Here is a 16,257-nt window from a genome sequence, read left to right on the forward strand (position 1 = left end):
GCCACCCTCTGCAAGACGACCGGCACGCCCGGTGCTCAGCGCTGCCTGGTCGGCCGGATGACGACGTGGTGTCCCTCACGGGCCAGCCGCAGCGCGGTGGCCTGCCCGATGCCGCTGCTCGCGCCGGTGACCAGGACGACCTTCTGACCCTGGTCGCGGACGTCGGGAATCGCTTCGATGGTCATGTGCTTCCTGTCTGGGTTCGGTACCGGGGGTGCCCGGCGGGGTCAGGCGGTGGGGTAGTCGGCGCTGAGGGTGACGTCCCGCCAGGCGTCGAAGACGGTCCTGAGCGAGTCGAGCCTGGCCTGGGCGACGTCGTAGGCGGCCTTGCCGAGCAGCAGGCGCAGCGGCGGGTCGCCGGCCTGGACCGCGCTGATGATCGCTGCGGCGGCGCGTGCCGGGTCCCCGGGCTGGTGGCCGTAGGTGGCGAAGGTGGCCTCGCGGCGTGCGCCCGCGGTCTCGGCGTAGTCGTCGATGCGCGTCGGGGACTGGCGCATCGAGGGGCCGGACCAGTTGGTACGGAACGCGCCGGGCTCGACGATCGTCACCTTGATGCCCAGCGGGGCGACCTCGGCCGCCAGCGATTCTGAGATGCCCTCCACGGCGAACTTCGTGGCGTGGTAATAGCCGGTGGCGCCGAACGCGGCCAGGCCGCCCAGCGAGGAGATGTTCACGATGTGGCCGCCGCGGCGGGCGCGCATCCCGGGCAGGACGGCCCGGGCGACGTCGACCAGGCCGAAGACGTTGGTGTCGAACAGGGCGCGCACCTCGTGGTCCTCGCCCTCCTCCACGGCCGCGAGGTAGCCGTAGCCGGCGTTGTTGACCAGGACGTCGATGCGGCCGAAGGCGGCGTCCGCCTGCTTGACCGCCTCGTTGATCTGGGCGGCGTCGGTGACGTCGAGCGCCAGGGCCAGGGCGCGGCCCTCGTGCTCGGCGACGATGTCGGCCACGTGTCGTGGGTCACGGGCGGTGACCGCCGCCCGCCAGCCGCGCTCCAGCACGGCGGTGGCGAGCGCGCGGCCCAGTCCGGTGGAACAGCCGGTGATGAACCAGACGGGGGAGTCGTTGACAGTCATACAGAGTAGTCCTTCGTTCATGGGATCATGGGATGTTTCTGATGGGCGTAGCTCGGCGCACGTCGCCCGCATGTCTGGCGGCCGCCTACCCGTCCTTCTCGGACGGGATCGCACGCCCGGCGGCTTCTGGGGCGGTGAGGCTGCCCAGCAGGGACAGCGCCTGCTCCGACGGGCTGCCCGGCTCCGCCTGGTAGACGATGAGCTGCTGGCCGGGAGCGCTGTTCACGGTCAGCGCCTCGTAGGTCAGCGTCAGCTCCCCGACCAGGCGGTGCCGGAAGCGTTTGGTCTCATGGGTCTTCTGCCGGATGTCGTGCCGGGCCCACAGCTTTCGGAACGCCTCGCTCTTCACCGACAGCTCGCCCACCGTCTCGATCAGCTGGGGGTCGTCGACGTCGATTCCGGCCGCGGCCCGCAGCCCGCCGACGGTGTTGACCGCGACCCGTTCCCAGTCCGGGTAGAAGTCCCGCGCGTCCGGGTCGAGGAAGACCAGGCGCACCAGGTCTCCGCTGTAGGTGTGGCCGTCGAACAGCGCCCTGCCCAGGTCGTTGCAGGCCAGCACGGTCAGGTAGCGTCCCAGGACCACGGCCGGGGTCCGCGGCCAGCCGTCCAGCATGCGCAGCAGGTTCGGGCTGACCCGCTCCCGCCGCGCGGCCGGGCGGCGCCGGCCCGGGGCCCGTCGGGCCAGCTGGTGCAGGTGGGCGGCCGCGTCGTCCTCCAGGCCCAGCGCCCGTGCCAGCGCGTCGACCACCTGTGCCGACGGGTGCCGCTCACGGCCCTGCTCCAGCCGCACGTAGTAGTCGTTGCTCACCCCCGCCAGCGTCGCGACCTCTTCCCGCCGCAGGCCCGCCACCCGGCGCAGGCCACCGACCGGCAGGTCCACGTCCTCGGGCCGCACCAGCTCACGACGGGCCCGCAGAAATTCTCCGAGCGCGTTCTCCTTGTTCATGATGGGCCCAGGCTAGTTCCGCGGGACGGCCCACGGGGCCCGGCGGGGTGGCCGCGCTTCTCCTATGAACGTCCCTTCCTGGGGAACACGACCAGCGCCCCTTGACCGCCGGTGGACGGGTCGTTCCGGGAAGGAAGCCCTGCCCGGAAAGGCTTTAGTCATGAAATATCCGCTGAATCCTGATTTGTGGTGCGACAGCACAAGAAAGGCCGGGACGCTAGGTTTGAAGATCCGCGAATGCGACATATGAGGAGAAGCTTTCGTGACGGACGAGCCAAAGGTGGACGCCTTCGGTGGCGTCGCCCGCAAGCGGTAGCCCTACAGCGTGCCGGCGATCTCGCGGAGGATCGCCGGGGTGGCGGCCGACGGCTGCGCGAGGAGGCCCAGCTGGTTCAGCAGGTGCTGGTAGGGGAGGGTGTCCGACTCCTTGGTGACGTACTGCGCGCCGGCGATCTGCTCGAGGTAGACCACATCGTGCAGGTCCGCCTCGGAGAAGCGAAGGATGGTCACCGGCCCGACGCCTCCGACGTCGCCGCCAGAACCGAACGGCAGCACCTGGAGGATGACGTGGGGCAGCGCGGCCATCTGATGGAGGTGCTCGAGCTGGGCGCGCATCGTCGCTCCGCCCCCGACCTGGCGGCGCAGCGCCGCCTCGTCCATCACCACCCAGAGCCTGCGCCGCGTGGGTGACGTCAGGACCTGCTGGCGGCGCATCCGGACCGCGACGCGGCGCTCGATCCGCTCGGCGGACGCGCCCTCGTGGCCTTGTGCGATGACCGCGCGGGCGTAGTCCGGGGTCTGCAACAGGCCGGGGACGTACTGGATCTCGTAGGTGCGGATCAGCGCCGCGTCCTGCTCCAGCCCGAGGTAGGGCTCGAACCAGTCGGGTACCACGTCCCGGTAGTCCTGCCACCAGCCGTGCGCGTTGGCCTGCTCGGCCAGGAGGAGCACGGCTGCGCGTTCGGCCTCGTCCACGCCGTACAGGGTGAGGAGGTCGGCCACGTCGCGTGGCTTGAATCCGGTGCGCCCCAGCTCCAAACGGGTGATCTTGGAATCCGAGCCCCTGATGACGTATCCCGCTGCCTGGCGGGTGATCCCTCGTGACACGCGCAGCCGGCGCAGCTGGGCGCCGACCAGCATCCGTAGGGCTATCGGCCCGGACTGACGGGACTCCCCATCAGGGATATCGGTCAGACCGCCTATACCGCGAGAACTCGGCATACACGCTCCTATATCGGCAAATCGCCATTGACTGGCCGTCGGACAACACTGGCACGCGCGCCAGGCCAGCCACCATATTCCCCATCAGCCAGAGATTTGCTTCCCTGTCGTAGATATAGAGTTAGAATTTCCCTCTATTGCGTATTTCTGCGCGAAATCGGGATGTACTGTGCACCCTGGCACGCTGCGACCAGCGCGCCGCACCGTCACCACCAAGAACCCTCCGAAGGACGCCCCTATCGCTCAGGACAGGGCGAGGAGTCCGGCGTTCGTCGGACGGAATGCGCAGGCGTCGAAGTAGAAGCTCCGCAGATGGTCGTCGAAGTCGACGTGGAGCCACTCACACCCGGTCGCGCGAGCTTCTCGGGCGGCGACGGCGATGAGTTCGGTCCCGACCCCGTGCCGTCGGAGCCTTGTGGCCACGAGGGTGTCCAGCAGGAAGGCGTGGACGCCGCCGTCCCACGCCACGTTGACGAAGCCGACGAGTTCGTCACCTTCTTTGGCGCAGACCCATCCGAGACTGTGCCGGTTGACCTGTACCCACCAGTCGTCGTCCAGGGGCGCGTGATCGAAGCCCTCCGCGTGCAACGCGTTGACAGCGGCGTTGTCGAACGGGCCGCGCCACTCATAGGTGATCGTCATGGTGCGACCCTACGAAGGAGGCCCCATGACCCGGCAACGGATTTTCGCGGACCCGGACTCACAACGAGCCCCTCCGCTCCACGCCGTCGGGCGTGAGACGCGAGGGACAGGCGGGCCGCCGAAGTACCCGTACGGGGGGCGTCGACTTCCAGCTCGGCATGAGGGGGCGCAGCTCACCGACCCGGCGGCGAGATCGAGCCGCTGCCCCTCCCTGCTGGTCACCTCGCTCACCGCCAGCAGGCAGACGCGCTCGTCGAGCGCTCCGACCAGGTCCTCCACCCGGGTCGTGCCGTCGCGCGTCGGCACGGCGACCACCTCGTGCCGGGCCGACCACGGAAGAGATTGCTCCTGAACTCCTCGCCCGGCGCCACGATCCTGCCGGGCGGCATTGAGGCCGCCACTGTGGCCGCGGCCTCGGCGAGCGAGCCGACCGTGGACACCGTCTCCGGGCCCACGCCGGTCAGCCGCGCGAACAGGCCACGGGCCTCCTCGGCCGCCGCGTCCCAGTCGAGCCAGTCGAACGCGCCCGACGACCAGGCTGTCAGCGTGTCCCGCATCGCCTCCACCACCGGCCGCGCGCCGGGCCTGTCGAGCCAGACGGTCGAACGGAGCGCGGGAAACAGCTCACGGAACTCCACCGGAGCGGAGCGGGCGGGCGGTCATCGGCGCGGCACCGCCGCCATGCCCTCGATCTCCACCACCAGCTCGGGGGTGGCCAGCGCGGCCACCACCGCGAGGGAGTGGGCCGGCCAGTCGCCGTCCGGGAACCACCTGGCGAACGCCTCCGACCGGGCGACCCGGCAGCCGTCGAGGTGCTCGGCGCCCGCGACCAGCGTCAACAGCTTCACCAGGTGCCCGGGTCCGGCACCGAGGGACGCGAGCAGCGTCTCGATGTTGGCGAGGGCCTGCCGCGTCTGCGACTCCGCGTCCGGGCCGGCGAGCGTGCCGTCGTCCAGCGCCCCGACCTGGCCGGAGATGAACACCAGCTCGTGGTCGGCTGGCACGCCGGCCAGGTGGCTGTACTGGCCGATCGGCGGCGCGAGGCCGGCGGGGCTCCAACGGCGGACCATGGACTCTCTCCTTCACCTGACGATGTGACGACCCGGGAGCACACGTTAGGCCGCCGAGGCCCGCCTGATTCCTCCCGTCTCCGCAGGATTTCAGATGATCGAAGGATTGCTCCAATCGGTTGCACGGGGCCGGCGGCGTGCCGCTCAAAGACCAGGTCACCGACCGCCAGCCGGGAGTCACGGGACTCGTCCGCAGTTCGAATAGGAGCAGCTCTTGCTCAGCTGATCCCATGACCGAGCTCGTCCGACGCGCTTCGTCCTTCGCGGCAATGACCGGCTCGGCATCGGCCGACTTCACCGACGTTTGCCCATCCAGGCGGGTCGTGGGAATGACTCCAGCGACCCGCGTCGAAACGACGCCGTCAGGTGACCTGATGGCTGTCGCCCGCACCGAGCGAGACGCGTTCAACCGGCAGGCTGGGCGTCACGGATTCTCTCGTTGAGGTGCTGGCGTGCGGCGTCCACGTTGATGACCGTGTCTGACGTGATGGTCGCGGTCAGGTCGGCGCAGGCTTGGGCGGCTGCTGTGGCGCGGGTCAGCATCAGGTTCTCGTAGGCACGGACGGCCTGGTCGAGGTCGTCGTGGGTGGCGATGGCCATCGCCAGGTCAGTGCCGTCGAGCATGGCGAGATTGGCGCCGATGCCGTAGGGAGGCATGAGGTGGGCGGCGTCGCCCAGCAGGGTGATGCCGGGGACATGGTCCCACGTGTGTCCGACGGGCAGGACATGCAGGGGCCTGCTGACGAAACCGCCGTCGGAGTCGCGGATGAGGTCGAGCAGGCTGTCGTGCCAGCCGTCGAACACCGTGAGCAGGTGTTCGCGGACGGCTGCGGTGTCCTCGAAGTCCAGGCCAGCGGCGATGTGCCAGTCACGTGGTGCCTGGAACCCGGCGTAGACGCGGACGTGGCCGTCGCTGTTGCGTTGGGCCGACAGCATCCTGCGGCCGGACTTCGCCGCCATGGTGCCGCTGCCGACCAGGCGCGCCAGCGCGGGATGGCGCGTGTCCACGTCATCGAGGTAGGTCTCGACCAGGGTTTCGCCCGTGTAGACGGGACTCGCGTCAGAAAGTGCCGGACGGGTCCGCGACCATGCGCCGTCCGCGCCCACGACCAGAGCGAAGTCCTGGCTCGTGCCGTCATCGAGGTGCAGACGGGCAGTGCCGTCACCGGTCTGGGACACGGCGGCCGCCGGTTGCCCCCAGCAAACGGTGCCGCGAGCCAGGGAGTCCAGGAGCAGGCCGCGCAACTGGCCACGGTCGATCTCGGGCGCGCTCATCGTGGCGTCGGCGGGCAACTCGTGGTGGGCCAGTTCTCCGGTGACGGGGTCGAGACCTCGCAACTCCTGGCCTTCGGGGCGGGCCAAGGCCCGGAACTCCTCGACCAGGCCCGCGGCGCGGATGGCGGCCTGGCCGGTGTCGTGCAGGTCCAGCATGCCACCTTGCCAACGTGAGCGTGCGGAGGGCTCGCGTTCGAACACGGTGACCGGGCGGCCGTACTGCTGGAGGGTTCGGGCGCACGCAAGGCCGCCGATACCGGCTCCCACGATGGCGATGGAGACAGAGGTCATGGCATGAGGTCCCTTCATGGCACGGGCATATCGAGCCAGAAAAGCGTATTGGATTCATAAGTGTAGTCAATAGTCTTTTGAAGTGGATGCGCCTCCGCCGTATGCTGGGCGGGTGAGCGAACCTCTCGGACGCCGCGAGCGGAAGAAGGCCCAGACCCGTCAGGCCCTGGCCGACGCCGCGCTTCGGCTGTTCCTCGAACGCGGTTACGACGCCGTCGGCGTCAAAGACGTCGCCGATGCCGCCGACGTGGCGGTGACCACCCTGTTCAAGCACTTCCCCAGCAAGGAGGCCCTGGTCTTCGACCTTGACGCCGATCTTGAGGCGGCGCTGGTGTCGGCGGTGCGTGACCGCGCGCCCGGCCAGTCGGCCCCCGCCGCCCTGCGCGACCACATCCTGGGGTGGGCGGTCAAGGCCGCCGCGGATGAACGGGCGGCCGCCATGCGGCGGATGGTCGAGAAGACCCCGGCCCTGAGCGAGTACGCCCGTCGCATGTGGGTACGCCACGAGACCGCCCTTGCGCATGCCATCGCCGATGACTGCGGAGTCCCGGCCGACGATCTCGCCTGCGCCGCGCTGGCCCGGTTCACCCTGGAGGCCGCCGGACTGGTCCAGCGACACGCCGACCCACACGAAGCCGCAAACGTGATCTTCGGCCTGCTCGACCAGGGCTGGACGGCGCAGCGGCCTGAACCCGGCTGAAAAATAGCAGCCGATCCCCGCACCGTTGAACAATCCTCGGCCAGCCCGAGGCAACATCTGACCGACAGCGCGGCCACACCGCACTGGGCGGTCTACCATCCGCCAGTCGCGTCTCCAACCTCACGGGACAGAACACCTAGGCGGCGCCGACTTCACGAGGTCGCTGTCTCCGCGTCGGGCTCGACATCCGCGTCGGCCAAGGCCCGGTCCGGCGTTCTTGCCGGTCTTGATGGTCAGCTTGGCCGCGATCTCCGGGACGGGCACGCCACGGCCGCGTAGCGCGCGAGCGAAGATGAGCATGTCCTCGTCGATTACGGGGGCAGCCGCCGTGGTTGCCTTTGGCGGCGGCGGCCTGCTGGCCCCCGGGGTTTCCATGTTCCGCACGGAGCGTTAGGCCAAGAGGATTCGGTGGCGGAGCAGCGCGAAGCCGGCCCGGCCGTGCATCTGGCGCATGATGCGCTTCGTCTTCGTGTTCACGCCTTCGGTTCCGCCGTCGTGGAAAGGCAGGGTGACGGCCTCGCGATCCTGGTCAAGGCCGCGGATGAAGGCGTGCACGTGAGGGAAGTCGGCGGTGCGGGCGGTGGCGATCCAGGCGTCGAGACGCTCGGCATTGCCCTCGCTGGGCCGGAGCAGGTCGGCAGAGGTGTTGACGAGTCCGGCCAGGTCGATCATCTCGGGACAGGCGGCGGTGAGGTCGTCCAGCAGGTGCTTGTACTCTTCTTTGATCTTGTCAGAGTGCGTGAGTACGAACCGGCGATTATGGGGTATTTCGAACGCATCGAATGATCATCTCGATGTCTGGACGACATGTGGGAGGCACGATGACCGCCGAATCCGACTCGTGGCCGTGGGTGGACCTGCCCCCCGGCCCAGGCGCCACCCGCTCGCCGGCGCTGGCCCGGCGGCACCGGGACGCCCTCTTGGAGCCCGTGCGGCTGCCGAGCGGCGATGAGGTGCCCATGCTGGTCCGCTACGACGACGTCCAGGCCGCGCTCGCCGATCCAGCCAGCAGCCGGACCTTCAGCGACAGCGATCCCACGATGGTGCAGGGACCGTCGATCGAGCGCGTCCCCGACGTGTTGATCAACGAGGACGCTCCCGAGCACACCCGCCTGCGCCGAATCGTGGCAGCTCCGTTCTCGGCGCGGCAGATCGAACGCTGGCGCCCGGCCATAGCGGCGATCTCCGGCGAGCTCATCGATGGGCTCGGCGACTCGTTCGACCTCGTCGAGGACTTCGCCCTGCCGCTGTCCTCGCGAGCGATCTGCAAGGTTCTCGGCGTGCCACGCGAGGACCACGATCGCTTCCACACCTGGGGGGAGGCGTTCCTGTCGACCAGCTCAGCCGGCGCGCAGGCCCGAGGTGCGGCCATGGGCTCGCTGATGGAGTACGCGGCCACGCTGGTGGCCCGGCATCGGGCTGACCCTGGCGAGGACCTCGTCGACTCGCTGATCCACGCCCGCGATGAGCAAGACCGGCTGACCGAGACCGAGCTGGTGAACATGCTGCTGATGCTGATCGTGGCCGGCCACGAAACACTGGCCCTGATGATCTCACGCGCCGTCTACCGGCTGATGTGGTCCAAGACCTACGCCTGGCTGGTCGACGACCCGTCGCTGATCGATCCGGCCGTGGAGGAGGTGCTGCGCTACGACGGTCCGGGCAACTACGGGCTGCTTCGCCGGATGACCGCGGACGTCGTCGTGCCATCCGGGGTGATCGCCGCCGGAACCGTGGTGCTGCCCAGTCCGTACGCCGGCAACCATGATCCAGCCGCGTTCCCGCAGCCGGGCCGCTTCGACACCCGCCGTTACACCCGCCCCGACACCCGCAAGCACCTGGCCTTTGGTCATGGACCGCACTACTGCCTGGGCGCCAACCTGGCCCGCATGGAACTCCAGGAAGCCCTCAAGGCCATCGTGGCCCGCCTGCCCGCACTCCGACCGTCGATCCCCTTGGACGAAGTGCCGTGGACCACCGACGGCATGAACTACCGCCCCCGACACCTGCCCTGCGCGCGGACATGAGATGAGTGGCGCGTCCAGGGGTCCCGGTAGTAATGGCGCAGGATCCAACTGATACGCCTCTCGCCTGGTCTTATGCAGAGGTTTCGGGCTGGTGGGCCATACCTGAGCCCTGCCTATCAATGCAGGCCAGAGGCGTATCTGTGGGTTTTTCGGCCGAAGCTACTGGGACCCCGGGAGGTTCTGGTTCACTTTTCGTGATCCGGTGACGGTTGGTGATCAGTACTGTGATCATGTTCGCCGTTTCTCCTACGGGCAGTAGGTCTCTCGGCTTCAGGCGAGGTCGCCTACTGCAACGAGTACTGCAACACACGCACACAACAGCTGCCGCCTACACCCGTTCGGCACTGATCAGGGCCGGGTTGCGGGCCTCTGATCACGATCCGGACGGTTCTGATAAGGAAGAGGTCGCCAGGCCAAGCGGGTTGCAGTTCAGGGCGGTCCATTGCCGTTCAGATCGGACCGCGCATGCACGCTGACCTGCATTGAACCGTCCGGAACCATGATCGGCCGAGCTTTTGATCCCGCGGGTTCATGAGTTGACCTTTGGACTCGCTTCTTTGCGCGGGGTATCACTCCCAGGAGCCTGGCGATTCAACGATGAGATCTTCGGGCCGTGGGAGCGTGGTCGGCTCATCTTCGATGGAGTAGACCTCAAGACACGAAAGATGGCCTTCTTCGACGAAGAGCAAGACGCCATCACTTCGCCCACGTACGTCGGCGGAGATCAGCACGCCGTCTTGCACCGGCGAGGCGAGCGCGCGAGGTCCTGTTCCCGCTCGGAGATCCACTGTCGCGCATCCGCATCCGCATCGCCCGCTGACAACTGCCGAAGGAACCTGAGCTCGAAGTTCGTCCGCGCCGGGGAAATCCTGCGCGAGGAGTGCCAGGATGACGGCTTGCTCCTCGACTGACAGATGACGCTCACTACTCGACACGTCGTCACGTTAGCGGATCGGGCGTGCGGGATGATCTTCTCTGCCCGTCGTACGCCCCCGCCGACATCGAGGCCGACGTCCGTGCCGCCGCGCCGCCGGGAACCGTCGCCGGACTGGACATCACCGCCGATGCCACTGGCCTGACGCTGTTCGCGACGGTGCGGCGCGCTGACGAGCCGGGGTGATCCCCGCAGTCGGCTTCGTGTTCGTCGCCGACGCAGCCTCGATCGTCAGTCGAGGCCTTCGATGATGCGGAAGTCGCGCTCGACGCCGTCAGCAAGTGCGGCCAGCGCCTCCTGGTAGGCCGCACTCGACGGCTGGACCAGCCAGCTTGTTGTAGGCAGCCAGCTTCTCGGGGTCCGCAATGGTGCGGTAGGCGCTGACCCAATAGCCCTTGACCACGGTACCTCCTGTGTTCGGAATTGATGCTCAGAAGCATGCTCAGATCCATGGCCGGCGCGCTGTGGGTCAGCGAGCCGACGGAGACGGCGTCGAAGTCGGACGGCTTCGATCCTCAGCTTCCGGTTCGACTCGACCGGCCCAGGCCCGGCACACCGACTGGGGCTGTGATCCGATTGGTCTCGGGTGAGCGTCGGCGGGCGAGGGCGAGGCTGGCCATCGTCGTGATCGCCATCGCGGCGACGCCGACCAGCGCCGCGGTCGTGTAGGCGTCGTCGTTCGGGAAGAGGCGGCCCGTGGCGGTGCCGGCGGCCAGGACCAGACCGCCGATGGCGCTGCCCAGGGAGTACCCGACGCTGCGGACGACGTAGTTGAAGCTCATGGCGCTCGACGTCTCGCTCTTGGGGGTGACGGCCAGGATGACGCCGGGCATGGCGGCCGAGAAGCTGCCGACGCCGAAGCCCAGCACGCCCATGGCCGCGAGCAGTTCGGCCAGGTTGGACCGGGCGGTGGCGAACAGGACGAACCCGCCGCCGACGATGGCGGCGCTGCCGGCCAGGAGCAGGGGGCCGTCGATCCGTTCGCGGACCCGCGGCGTGAGCTTGCCGGCGACGAACCCCAGCACGGAGAACGGGATGAGGACCAGGCCCGCCACGAAGGTGGTCAGTCCGAAGCCGTAGCCGGCGCTGTGCGGCGTCTGCGCGTAGCGGGTGATGAGCGTGAGCAGGAGGTACATGCCGCTCCCGCCGACGAACATGGCGATGTTCGCCCCGGCGACCGCCGGGTGCCGTACCGCCCGGACGTCGACCAGGGGCGTCTTGGTTCGCAGTTCGGAAACGGTCCAGACGCAGAGCAGGAGTACGGCGGCGACGGCAAGGGTCACCGCCACGGCGAGGTGTCGGCTCCACAGGCTTCTCTCGCCGGCCAGGAACAGGACGAGGAGCAGTCCACCCGCCAGGACGAGCGCACCGGCCACGTTCACGTGAGCGGAGCGGCCTTCGGGAGCTGCGGGCATGGAGCGCCACGCGGTCACGAAGGCGATGGCGGTGACGAGCAGGCCGAGGCCGTAGGCGGCCCGCAGTCCGCCGAACTCGGCGAGCAGCGCGGCCAGCGGGTAGCCGACGCCGGCTCCGATGATGGAGACCACTGAGATCAGGGCGATCGTGGCCGCGCTGCGCTCCTCGGGAAGATGGTCGCGGGCCACGCCCATCATCAGCGCCGTGAGACCGAGTCCGACGCCTTGGGCCGCTCTGCCCACGAGCAGCCAGGCGAACGGCAGCGGCAGCACGGTGAGCGCGCTGCCGACGACGACGATCGCCAGTGTGGCGAGAATCGTGGCCCGCCGGTGCGGACCGGCGCCGAGCCGGCCGAGGACGGGTGTGGCGACGGCGCCGCTGAGCAGGGCGATGGTCAGCGTCCACTGCGCGCTGTCGAGGGAGACGTGGAACGTGGTCGCCACGCTGGTGATGAGCGGCGTCCCGAGGCTGGCGACCGCCGCCACGACCAGGGCGATGAACATCAGGGCGGGGACCAGCAGACGTGCCTCGGAACGTATCAGGGCAGTGCTCATGGGCTGGTCATGAGCCTGGGCCGCGGTCACCGGTCCGACTCCTCTCGGGCGTGGCTTTCGAGCTCCGCCAGATGCAGCAGCGCCGGAAGGGCTGCTGCCAAGGCCTCGACCTCGTCACCGGTGAGTTCGTCGATCAACCGCGCGTACGCGTCGACGCCCGCCTGGCGTCGCGTCCGGACGTACGACGCGCCGGCCTCGGTCAGGCACACCAGCGTGACCCGCTTGTCGGACGGATCGCCCTTCCGCTCGACCAGCCCGGATTCCTCCATCACCCGGACCAGGACGGTCATCGCGGGCTGGGTGACGCCCTCGGCCACCGCCAGATCGGTGATCCGTCGCGGGCCGGTCTTGTCCAGGGTGGCCAAGGTGGCGGCGGACGTCAGGCTCATGTCGCGGGGAAGGCGTCTCACGGCCCTGGTGGCCAGACCGTAGAGGGCTGACCCGATGGCATCGGAAGCGCCGTGCGCGGCGTCTCGGCGACTCACGCCTGAAGCATAGCAGCTTTATATGAATCCTTTATGCATCTCCCGATCAGGGTTCGGCGATACTTGACCTACAACGCGTTCCCGTAAAGATGAACGGCGTCGGTTTTGATCGCCCTGTTGATCCCTTCGGAGGCGGCGTTGGTGACGCCGGTCGTGATCGCGGCGAGGATCTGCGGCCACCACGTGCTGACGTGCGGCAGCGACTCGCGCACCGCGGCTTTGAACACGGTGCACATGTCGATCGCGACCACCTGGACCCCGGCCCGCCACTGGCGAGTCTGGGCGCCGATCCACGCCGACACACTCGCCGCGGTGCGGCCCTCGACCTGCCCCAGCAGCCCGGCACCGCCGACCAGGTCAACCAGCCCGACATGCCACCGGTCGGCGACGACTTCCCAGATCTCACCGCCGTCGGGCGCCTCGACCAGGCGGAACTTCGCCTTCCCGCGTCGGGTCTCGTCGATCCCCAGGTGCGTCACCGGCGGCGTGTCCTTCGGCAGCACCGCGTTCACGGCCGCGGCCGTGAACGCGGTGTTCGCCACCGGCCACGACACCTCGAAGTCGCGCGCGGCCTGCACCACCGTCCGTCCGCGGTCGGCGACCGCTTCCCCGACCGAGGTACGCAGCCGCGACGTCAACCGCGACCGCGGTGGGATCGACGGCAGCGCCTCGGTGAACGTCTTGCGCCGGCACTGCTCGTTGACGCACCGCCATCGGCGCTTGGTCCAGGTCAGACCGGTTCGCCGCCCGGCCACGGGCAGGTCCCGCGGACGAGTGCGTACCCAGGAGTGCGGCCGCCCGGACCGCACCCCACAGTCGGGACAGCATCGGGCCTGCTCATCGCAGGTGACCAGGGCCAGCATCGGAATGTCGTCGGCGCCGACCTCGCCGCCGACCACCTCCACCCCGACCAAGCCGAACAGCCGCGTCGTATCGTTGGACAAGCCCGTGGCCCTTCACGTGATCCTTCAAGCGTCGCAACTCGAAGAATCACAGAGCGTCACGGGCGTTCTGCACCCGTCAAGACCCTGACAGCGGACCGTGCCCACCGGGCACGGTTAAGTTCGAAGACCCGGCAATCTGCAGGTTGACCTGGCCTTTTGTATGATCGATGGTCTTGTCCCGTAGGCAGTGGGAAGCGGCCCGAAGCAGCGTTCGTCACCGCCTCACAGACCACGAAGTAGGCGACCGTCTCCTGAGCTGGGCCCGGCTGCACCGGTACGCCGTAGTCGAGGGTGTTCGAGCGTTCGAGCGTTCGACGAGCGACTCCAGCGCGGCTGACAGGCCTCCGTCGTCCAGGGCCACCGGGTAGATACGCCAGGCCACCTCCCGCAGTTCCTCCAGGGCATGACGGGATTCCTCCTGCGTCTGCCGGAACAGTGGGACGGCAACGCCGGGGTCGAGGAACCCAGGAACAGCGGTTGGCGGTACCGGCTGGTAACAAGGCAGGTTCGGCGCGAGTTGCCAGATGACCAGGAGCTGAACTGGGCAGGAGCGCGAGTCCCATGTCCAGCTCAGGCTGGTGCGGAGGGAACCGCCCTGCCAGATAGCGAAGGTTATCCCGCAACCGATGACGTCCACCATTTGCCACTCGTGGGAGACCGCCAAGCTCAGTACGGGCGGCAGTTATCTTGCGGAGGGCATCCTTCCCGTAGCTGACACATCGTGTCGCTCGCCGCTTACATTCGCCTGTCGCTCGACGAAGTGGATGGCGTCCGCGCCCGGCACTCAACCTCTGGGCGGGTTCGCGCGTTGGGGAGGGGCGAAAGGGGACTCTCACTGATGACAGATGACGACGAGGCGGCCTTCGACGATTTCCTCACCACCAGGAGCACCTCGTTGCTGCGTACGGCGATCCTGGTGTGCGGGGCGACGCGCCACGACGCCGAGGATTTGGTCCAGCACGCGCTGGAGAGGGTCTACCGGAACTGGCCCCGTATCAGGCGCGACAACCCGGAGGCGTACGCGAAGAGGGTCGTCGTGAACGCGGCGATCAGCAGGGCGCGGCGGCGCAAGGTCGTCCAAGAGATCATGTTCGCCCGGCCGCCTGAGACCGCCGCCGACTCTCCCGACCTCGACCTGCGCGACACGCTCATCGGTGAGCTGCGCAGGCTACCGCCCAGGATGCGGGCCGTGCTCGTGCTGCGCTACTGGGAGGACCAGTCGGAGCAGGCCACCGCGGCCCTGCTCGGCTGCTCGATCGGGACGGTCAAGAGCCAGGCGGCGCGAGGGCTCGCCAGAATCCGCGAAAGCATGGATGTCGCTAAGGAAGTGACCAGATGACGATCGAGGACGACCTCGCGAACGCCATGGCGGCGCATGTCAACGGCGTTCAGGCCCCGCCGAACCTGGGCAGGACCGTACGCCGCAGGCATCGGGCTCACGTGATCAGGTTCCGCGCGGCGGGGGCGGCACTCATCACTGCGGCCGTGGCCGTGGTCGTGCCAGTGGCGCTGAACTCCAGCGAACCCGCGAACACCTCCAACGCCGCCAGCGGCAAGGATCGCGCCGTGATACGAAACGACGTGACCGTGCCCGACGTGACGGGCCGGCGCGCCACCGAGGCTGTGCAGGCGCTCCGCGACGCCGGGCTGAAGGCCGTGCTCTCCGGGATGAAGGTGCACAACGGCCAGGTAAGGGCACAGGAGCCCGCCGCCGGCACGGTCGTCGCCTGGGGCAGTCCGATCACGCTCACCGTCCAACTCCCGCCCGCGCCGACGCCGCAGGCCCTGGGAGATCTCGGCGACGGGCGGGAGTTCGGCGGCATCCGGCTCACCTACCTACCCGAGGGCCTCGAATGGGGCAAATGGTCAAACGACGATGTCATCGGCGCCGGCAAGAGCTACACCACCGGCTATGACAAGCCGGGCATCCCCGATGGTGAATATTCCGTCCAGGTGATCGTGGCCCACGGCGCGTCCGCAGACGCTCTGTACAACTTCATGCCTGAACTGCAGGTCGAGATCGTGGACATCGGCGGCAGACCGGCGCGGCTGTCCAAGCACGGTGACTCCGCCGTCGACGGCGGGCCGAGTACGCCCACGATCATCTGGAAGCTCCGTGACGATTTGGCCGTGGAGGTATTCATCAACCCCGAGTACGCCAAGGAAATCGATGGCCTGAGTGAGCTGAAAAAGATCGCGGAGGGCATCCGCGCGACCTAGTGAACGGCGTCGATGAGGTCGGCACGGCGGACCATTCGCCGGATCCGACGGGGTGACGCCCACCGCCCACGCGGCTCAAGGAAGCCTTCGGGACAACGACGCTTGCCGTGGCCGCAGACCGGGGGCGCAGGTGCGCCTCGACCGGGTCGGTCAGCGACAGCGAGGCGAGCACGTCCTCGCTGATCGCCTTCGACTACCTCCAGGGGCCGATCGCCGGCCTGCTCGCCCAGGCGGTGCCCGACCGCGCGGACGTCGGCGTCGAGAACGTCGGCGGTGCACGCCTGGAGGCGGCGATCGGCGCCGTCCCCGATGATCCGCACCACCTGGCCGCTCGCTTCGCGCCGGTCGCGCTGGGCGATCGCCAGGGCGAACATGGCGATGTGGTCGCGGGTGTGCGGCCAGGGCCACGGCTGGGACAGGATGTGCGCGCCTTCCAGCCGCTGCCACCGGACGGCG

The 16,257-nt window shown here is 68.7% G+C and carries 19 protein-coding genes and 1 pseudogene; 5 read left to right on the plus strand and 15 right to left on the minus strand.

The annotated features are described in order from the left end of the window. Positions 1–35 precede the first annotated feature (35 nt). The 8 genes from ABT294_RS15105 to ABT294_RS15140 form a co-directional block, all read right to left on the minus strand. Positions 36–185: an SDR family NAD(P)-dependent oxidoreductase gene (locus tag ABT294_RS15105; RefSeq protein WP_350806135.1), complete on the minus strand. Its 150-nt coding sequence runs from the start codon at positions 183–185 to the stop codon at positions 36–38. Positions 186–227: 42 nt separating this feature from the next. Beyond that, positions 228–1,076 carry an oxidoreductase gene (locus ABT294_RS15110; RefSeq protein WP_350806136.1) on the minus strand — a complete coding sequence of 283 codons (849 nt, stop codon included), beginning with the start codon at positions 1,074–1,076 and terminating at the stop codon, positions 228–230. An 85-nt stretch (positions 1,077–1,161) separates the two neighbouring features. Beyond that, a complete protein-coding gene (locus ABT294_RS15115) occupies positions 1,162–2,022 on the minus strand; it encodes a helix-turn-helix transcriptional regulator (RefSeq protein ID WP_350806138.1) in 861 nt (286 codons plus the stop codon). Positions 2,023–2,340: 318 nt separating this feature from the next. Next, positions 2,341–3,243, minus strand: coding sequence for a Sco1979 family transcriptional regulator (locus ABT294_RS15120; RefSeq protein WP_502912042.1), 903 nt, complete (start codon positions 3,241–3,243; stop codon positions 2,341–2,343). A 243-nt stretch (positions 3,244–3,486) separates the two neighbouring features. Next, positions 3,487–3,885: a GNAT family N-acetyltransferase gene (locus ABT294_RS15125; RefSeq protein ID WP_350806140.1), complete on the minus strand. Its 399-nt coding sequence runs from the start codon at positions 3,883–3,885 to the stop codon at positions 3,487–3,489. Positions 3,886–4,112: 227 nt separating this feature from the next. Next, a complete protein-coding gene (locus ABT294_RS15130) occupies positions 4,113–4,523 on the minus strand; it encodes a hypothetical protein (RefSeq protein ID WP_350806141.1) in 411 nt (136 codons plus the stop codon). Between the two features lie 21 nt (positions 4,524–4,544). Then, positions 4,545–4,955: a RidA family protein gene (locus tag ABT294_RS15135; protein WP_350806143.1), complete on the minus strand. Its 411-nt coding sequence runs from the start codon at positions 4,953–4,955 to the stop codon at positions 4,545–4,547. Positions 4,956–5,360: 405 nt separating this feature from the next. Beyond that, complete coding sequence (locus ABT294_RS15140; RefSeq protein WP_350806144.1) at positions 5,361–6,521, minus strand: FAD-dependent oxidoreductase; 1,161 nt, start codon at positions 6,519–6,521, stop codon at positions 5,361–5,363. 112 nt (positions 6,522–6,633) lie between these two features. Here ABT294_RS15140 and ABT294_RS15145 point away from each other — a divergent pair, with 112 nt between their 5' ends. Beyond that, on the plus strand, positions 6,634–7,221 hold the full coding sequence (locus ABT294_RS15145) for a TetR/AcrR family transcriptional regulator (RefSeq protein WP_350806145.1): 588 nt from the start codon (positions 6,634–6,636) through the stop codon (positions 7,219–7,221). 390 nt (positions 7,222–7,611) lie between these two features. Here the strand turns inward: ABT294_RS15145 and ABT294_RS15150 are convergent. Continuing rightward, a pseudogene (locus tag ABT294_RS15150) lies at positions 7,612–7,974 on the minus strand (transposase); the annotation flags it as partial. Between the two features lie 68 nt (positions 7,975–8,042). Here ABT294_RS15150 and ABT294_RS15155 point away from each other — a divergent pair. Next, the gene (locus ABT294_RS15155; protein ID WP_350806146.1) at positions 8,043–9,248 is read left to right on the plus strand and encodes a cytochrome P450; all 1,206 of its coding nucleotides are present in this window, start codon (positions 8,043–8,045) and stop codon (positions 9,246–9,248) included. A gap of 569 nt (positions 9,249–9,817) precedes the next feature. Here the strand turns inward: ABT294_RS15155 and ABT294_RS15160 are convergent. Continuing rightward, positions 9,818–10,183 (minus strand): hypothetical protein, encoded by a 366-nt coding sequence (locus ABT294_RS15160; RefSeq protein ID WP_350806148.1) that lies wholly within the window; start codon positions 10,181–10,183, stop codon positions 9,818–9,820. 23 nt (positions 10,184–10,206) lie between these two features. Here ABT294_RS15160 and ABT294_RS15165 point away from each other — a divergent pair, with 23 nt between their 5' ends. Beyond that, positions 10,207–10,368: a hypothetical protein gene (locus tag ABT294_RS15165; protein ID WP_350806149.1), complete on the plus strand. Its 162-nt coding sequence runs from the start codon at positions 10,207–10,209 to the stop codon at positions 10,366–10,368. Between the two features lie 45 nt (positions 10,369–10,413). Here ABT294_RS15165 and ABT294_RS15170 read toward each other — a convergent pair whose 3' ends face one another. The 4 genes from ABT294_RS15170 to ABT294_RS15185 form a co-directional block, all read right to left on the minus strand. After that, complete coding sequence (locus ABT294_RS15170) at positions 10,414–10,548, minus strand: DUF1330 domain-containing protein (RefSeq protein ID WP_350806150.1); 135 nt, start codon at positions 10,546–10,548, stop codon at positions 10,414–10,416. Between the two features lie 149 nt (positions 10,549–10,697). After that, positions 10,698–12,152: an MFS transporter gene (locus tag ABT294_RS15175; RefSeq protein ID WP_350806151.1), complete on the minus strand. Its 1,455-nt coding sequence runs from the start codon at positions 12,150–12,152 to the stop codon at positions 10,698–10,700. Positions 12,153–12,178: 26 nt separating this feature from the next. Further along, the gene (locus ABT294_RS15180) at positions 12,179–12,637 is read right to left on the minus strand and encodes a MarR family winged helix-turn-helix transcriptional regulator (protein ID WP_229876805.1); all 459 of its coding nucleotides are present in this window, start codon (positions 12,635–12,637) and stop codon (positions 12,179–12,181) included. 68 nt (positions 12,638–12,705) lie between these two features. Next, complete coding sequence (locus tag ABT294_RS15185) at positions 12,706–13,581, minus strand: transposase (protein ID WP_350806152.1); 876 nt, start codon at positions 13,579–13,581, stop codon at positions 12,706–12,708. 838 nt (positions 13,582–14,419) lie between these two features. Here ABT294_RS15185 and ABT294_RS15190 point away from each other — a divergent pair. Continuing rightward, on the plus strand, positions 14,420–14,920 hold the full coding sequence (locus ABT294_RS15190; protein WP_350806154.1) for a SigE family RNA polymerase sigma factor: 501 nt from the start codon (positions 14,420–14,422) through the stop codon (positions 14,918–14,920). Then, the gene (locus ABT294_RS15195; protein ID WP_350806155.1) at positions 14,917–15,801 is read left to right on the plus strand and encodes a PASTA domain-containing protein; all 885 of its coding nucleotides are present in this window, start codon (positions 14,917–14,919) and stop codon (positions 15,799–15,801) included. The genes ABT294_RS15190 and ABT294_RS15195 overlap by 4 nt, the downstream gene beginning before the upstream one ends. On the opposite strand, the gene ABT294_RS15200 is transcribed toward ABT294_RS15195, so the two are convergent. Continuing rightward, on the minus strand, positions 15,798–16,238 hold the full coding sequence (locus ABT294_RS15200; protein ID WP_350806212.1) for a DUF3703 domain-containing protein: 441 nt from the start codon (positions 16,236–16,238) through the stop codon (positions 15,798–15,800). The two genes, ABT294_RS15195 and ABT294_RS15200, sit on opposite strands and share 4 nt — an antisense overlap. Between the last annotated feature and the right edge of the window lie 19 nt (positions 16,239–16,257).

The organism is Nonomuraea sp. NPDC000554, assembly GCF_040300065.1.
GTDB lineage: Bacteria > Actinomycetota > Actinomycetes > Streptosporangiales > Streptosporangiaceae > Nonomuraea.

Bases quoted from the DNA above. Each gene is read 5' to 3' on its own strand.
- ABT294_RS15155 (WP_350806146.1), top strand. From the start codon at position 8,043: ATGACCGCCGAATCCGACTCGTGGCCGTGGGTGGACCTGCCCCCCGGC.
- ABT294_RS15120 (WP_502912042.1), bottom strand. From the start codon at position 3,243: ATGCCGAGTTCTCGCGGTATAGGCGGTCTGACCGATATCCCTGATGGG.
- ABT294_RS15105 (WP_350806135.1), bottom strand. From the start codon at position 185: ATGACCATCGAAGCGATTCCCGACGTCCGCGACCAGGGTCAGAAGGTC.
- ABT294_RS15175 (WP_350806151.1), bottom strand. From the start codon at position 12,152: ATGAGCACTGCCCTGATACGTTCCGAGGCACGTCTGCTGGTCCCCGCC.
- ABT294_RS15115 (WP_350806138.1), bottom strand. From the start codon at position 2,022: ATGAACAAGGAGAACGCGCTCGGAGAATTTCTGCGGGCCCGTCGTGAG.
- ABT294_RS15190 (WP_350806154.1), top strand. From the start codon at position 14,420: ATGACAGATGACGACGAGGCGGCCTTCGACGATTTCCTCACCACCAGG.
- ABT294_RS15135 (WP_350806143.1), bottom strand. From the start codon at position 4,955: ATGGTCCGCCGTTGGAGCCCCGCCGGCCTCGCGCCGCCGATCGGCCAG.
- ABT294_RS15110 (WP_350806136.1), bottom strand. From the start codon at position 1,076: ATGACTGTCAACGACTCCCCCGTCTGGTTCATCACCGGCTGTTCCACC.
- ABT294_RS15125 (WP_350806140.1), bottom strand. From the start codon at position 3,885: ATGACGATCACCTATGAGTGGCGCGGCCCGTTCGACAACGCCGCTGTC.
- ABT294_RS15140 (WP_350806144.1), bottom strand. From the start codon at position 6,521: ATGACCTCTGTCTCCATCGCCATCGTGGGAGCCGGTATCGGCGGCCTT.
- ABT294_RS15195 (WP_350806155.1), top strand. From the start codon at position 14,917: ATGACGATCGAGGACGACCTCGCGAACGCCATGGCGGCGCATGTCAAC.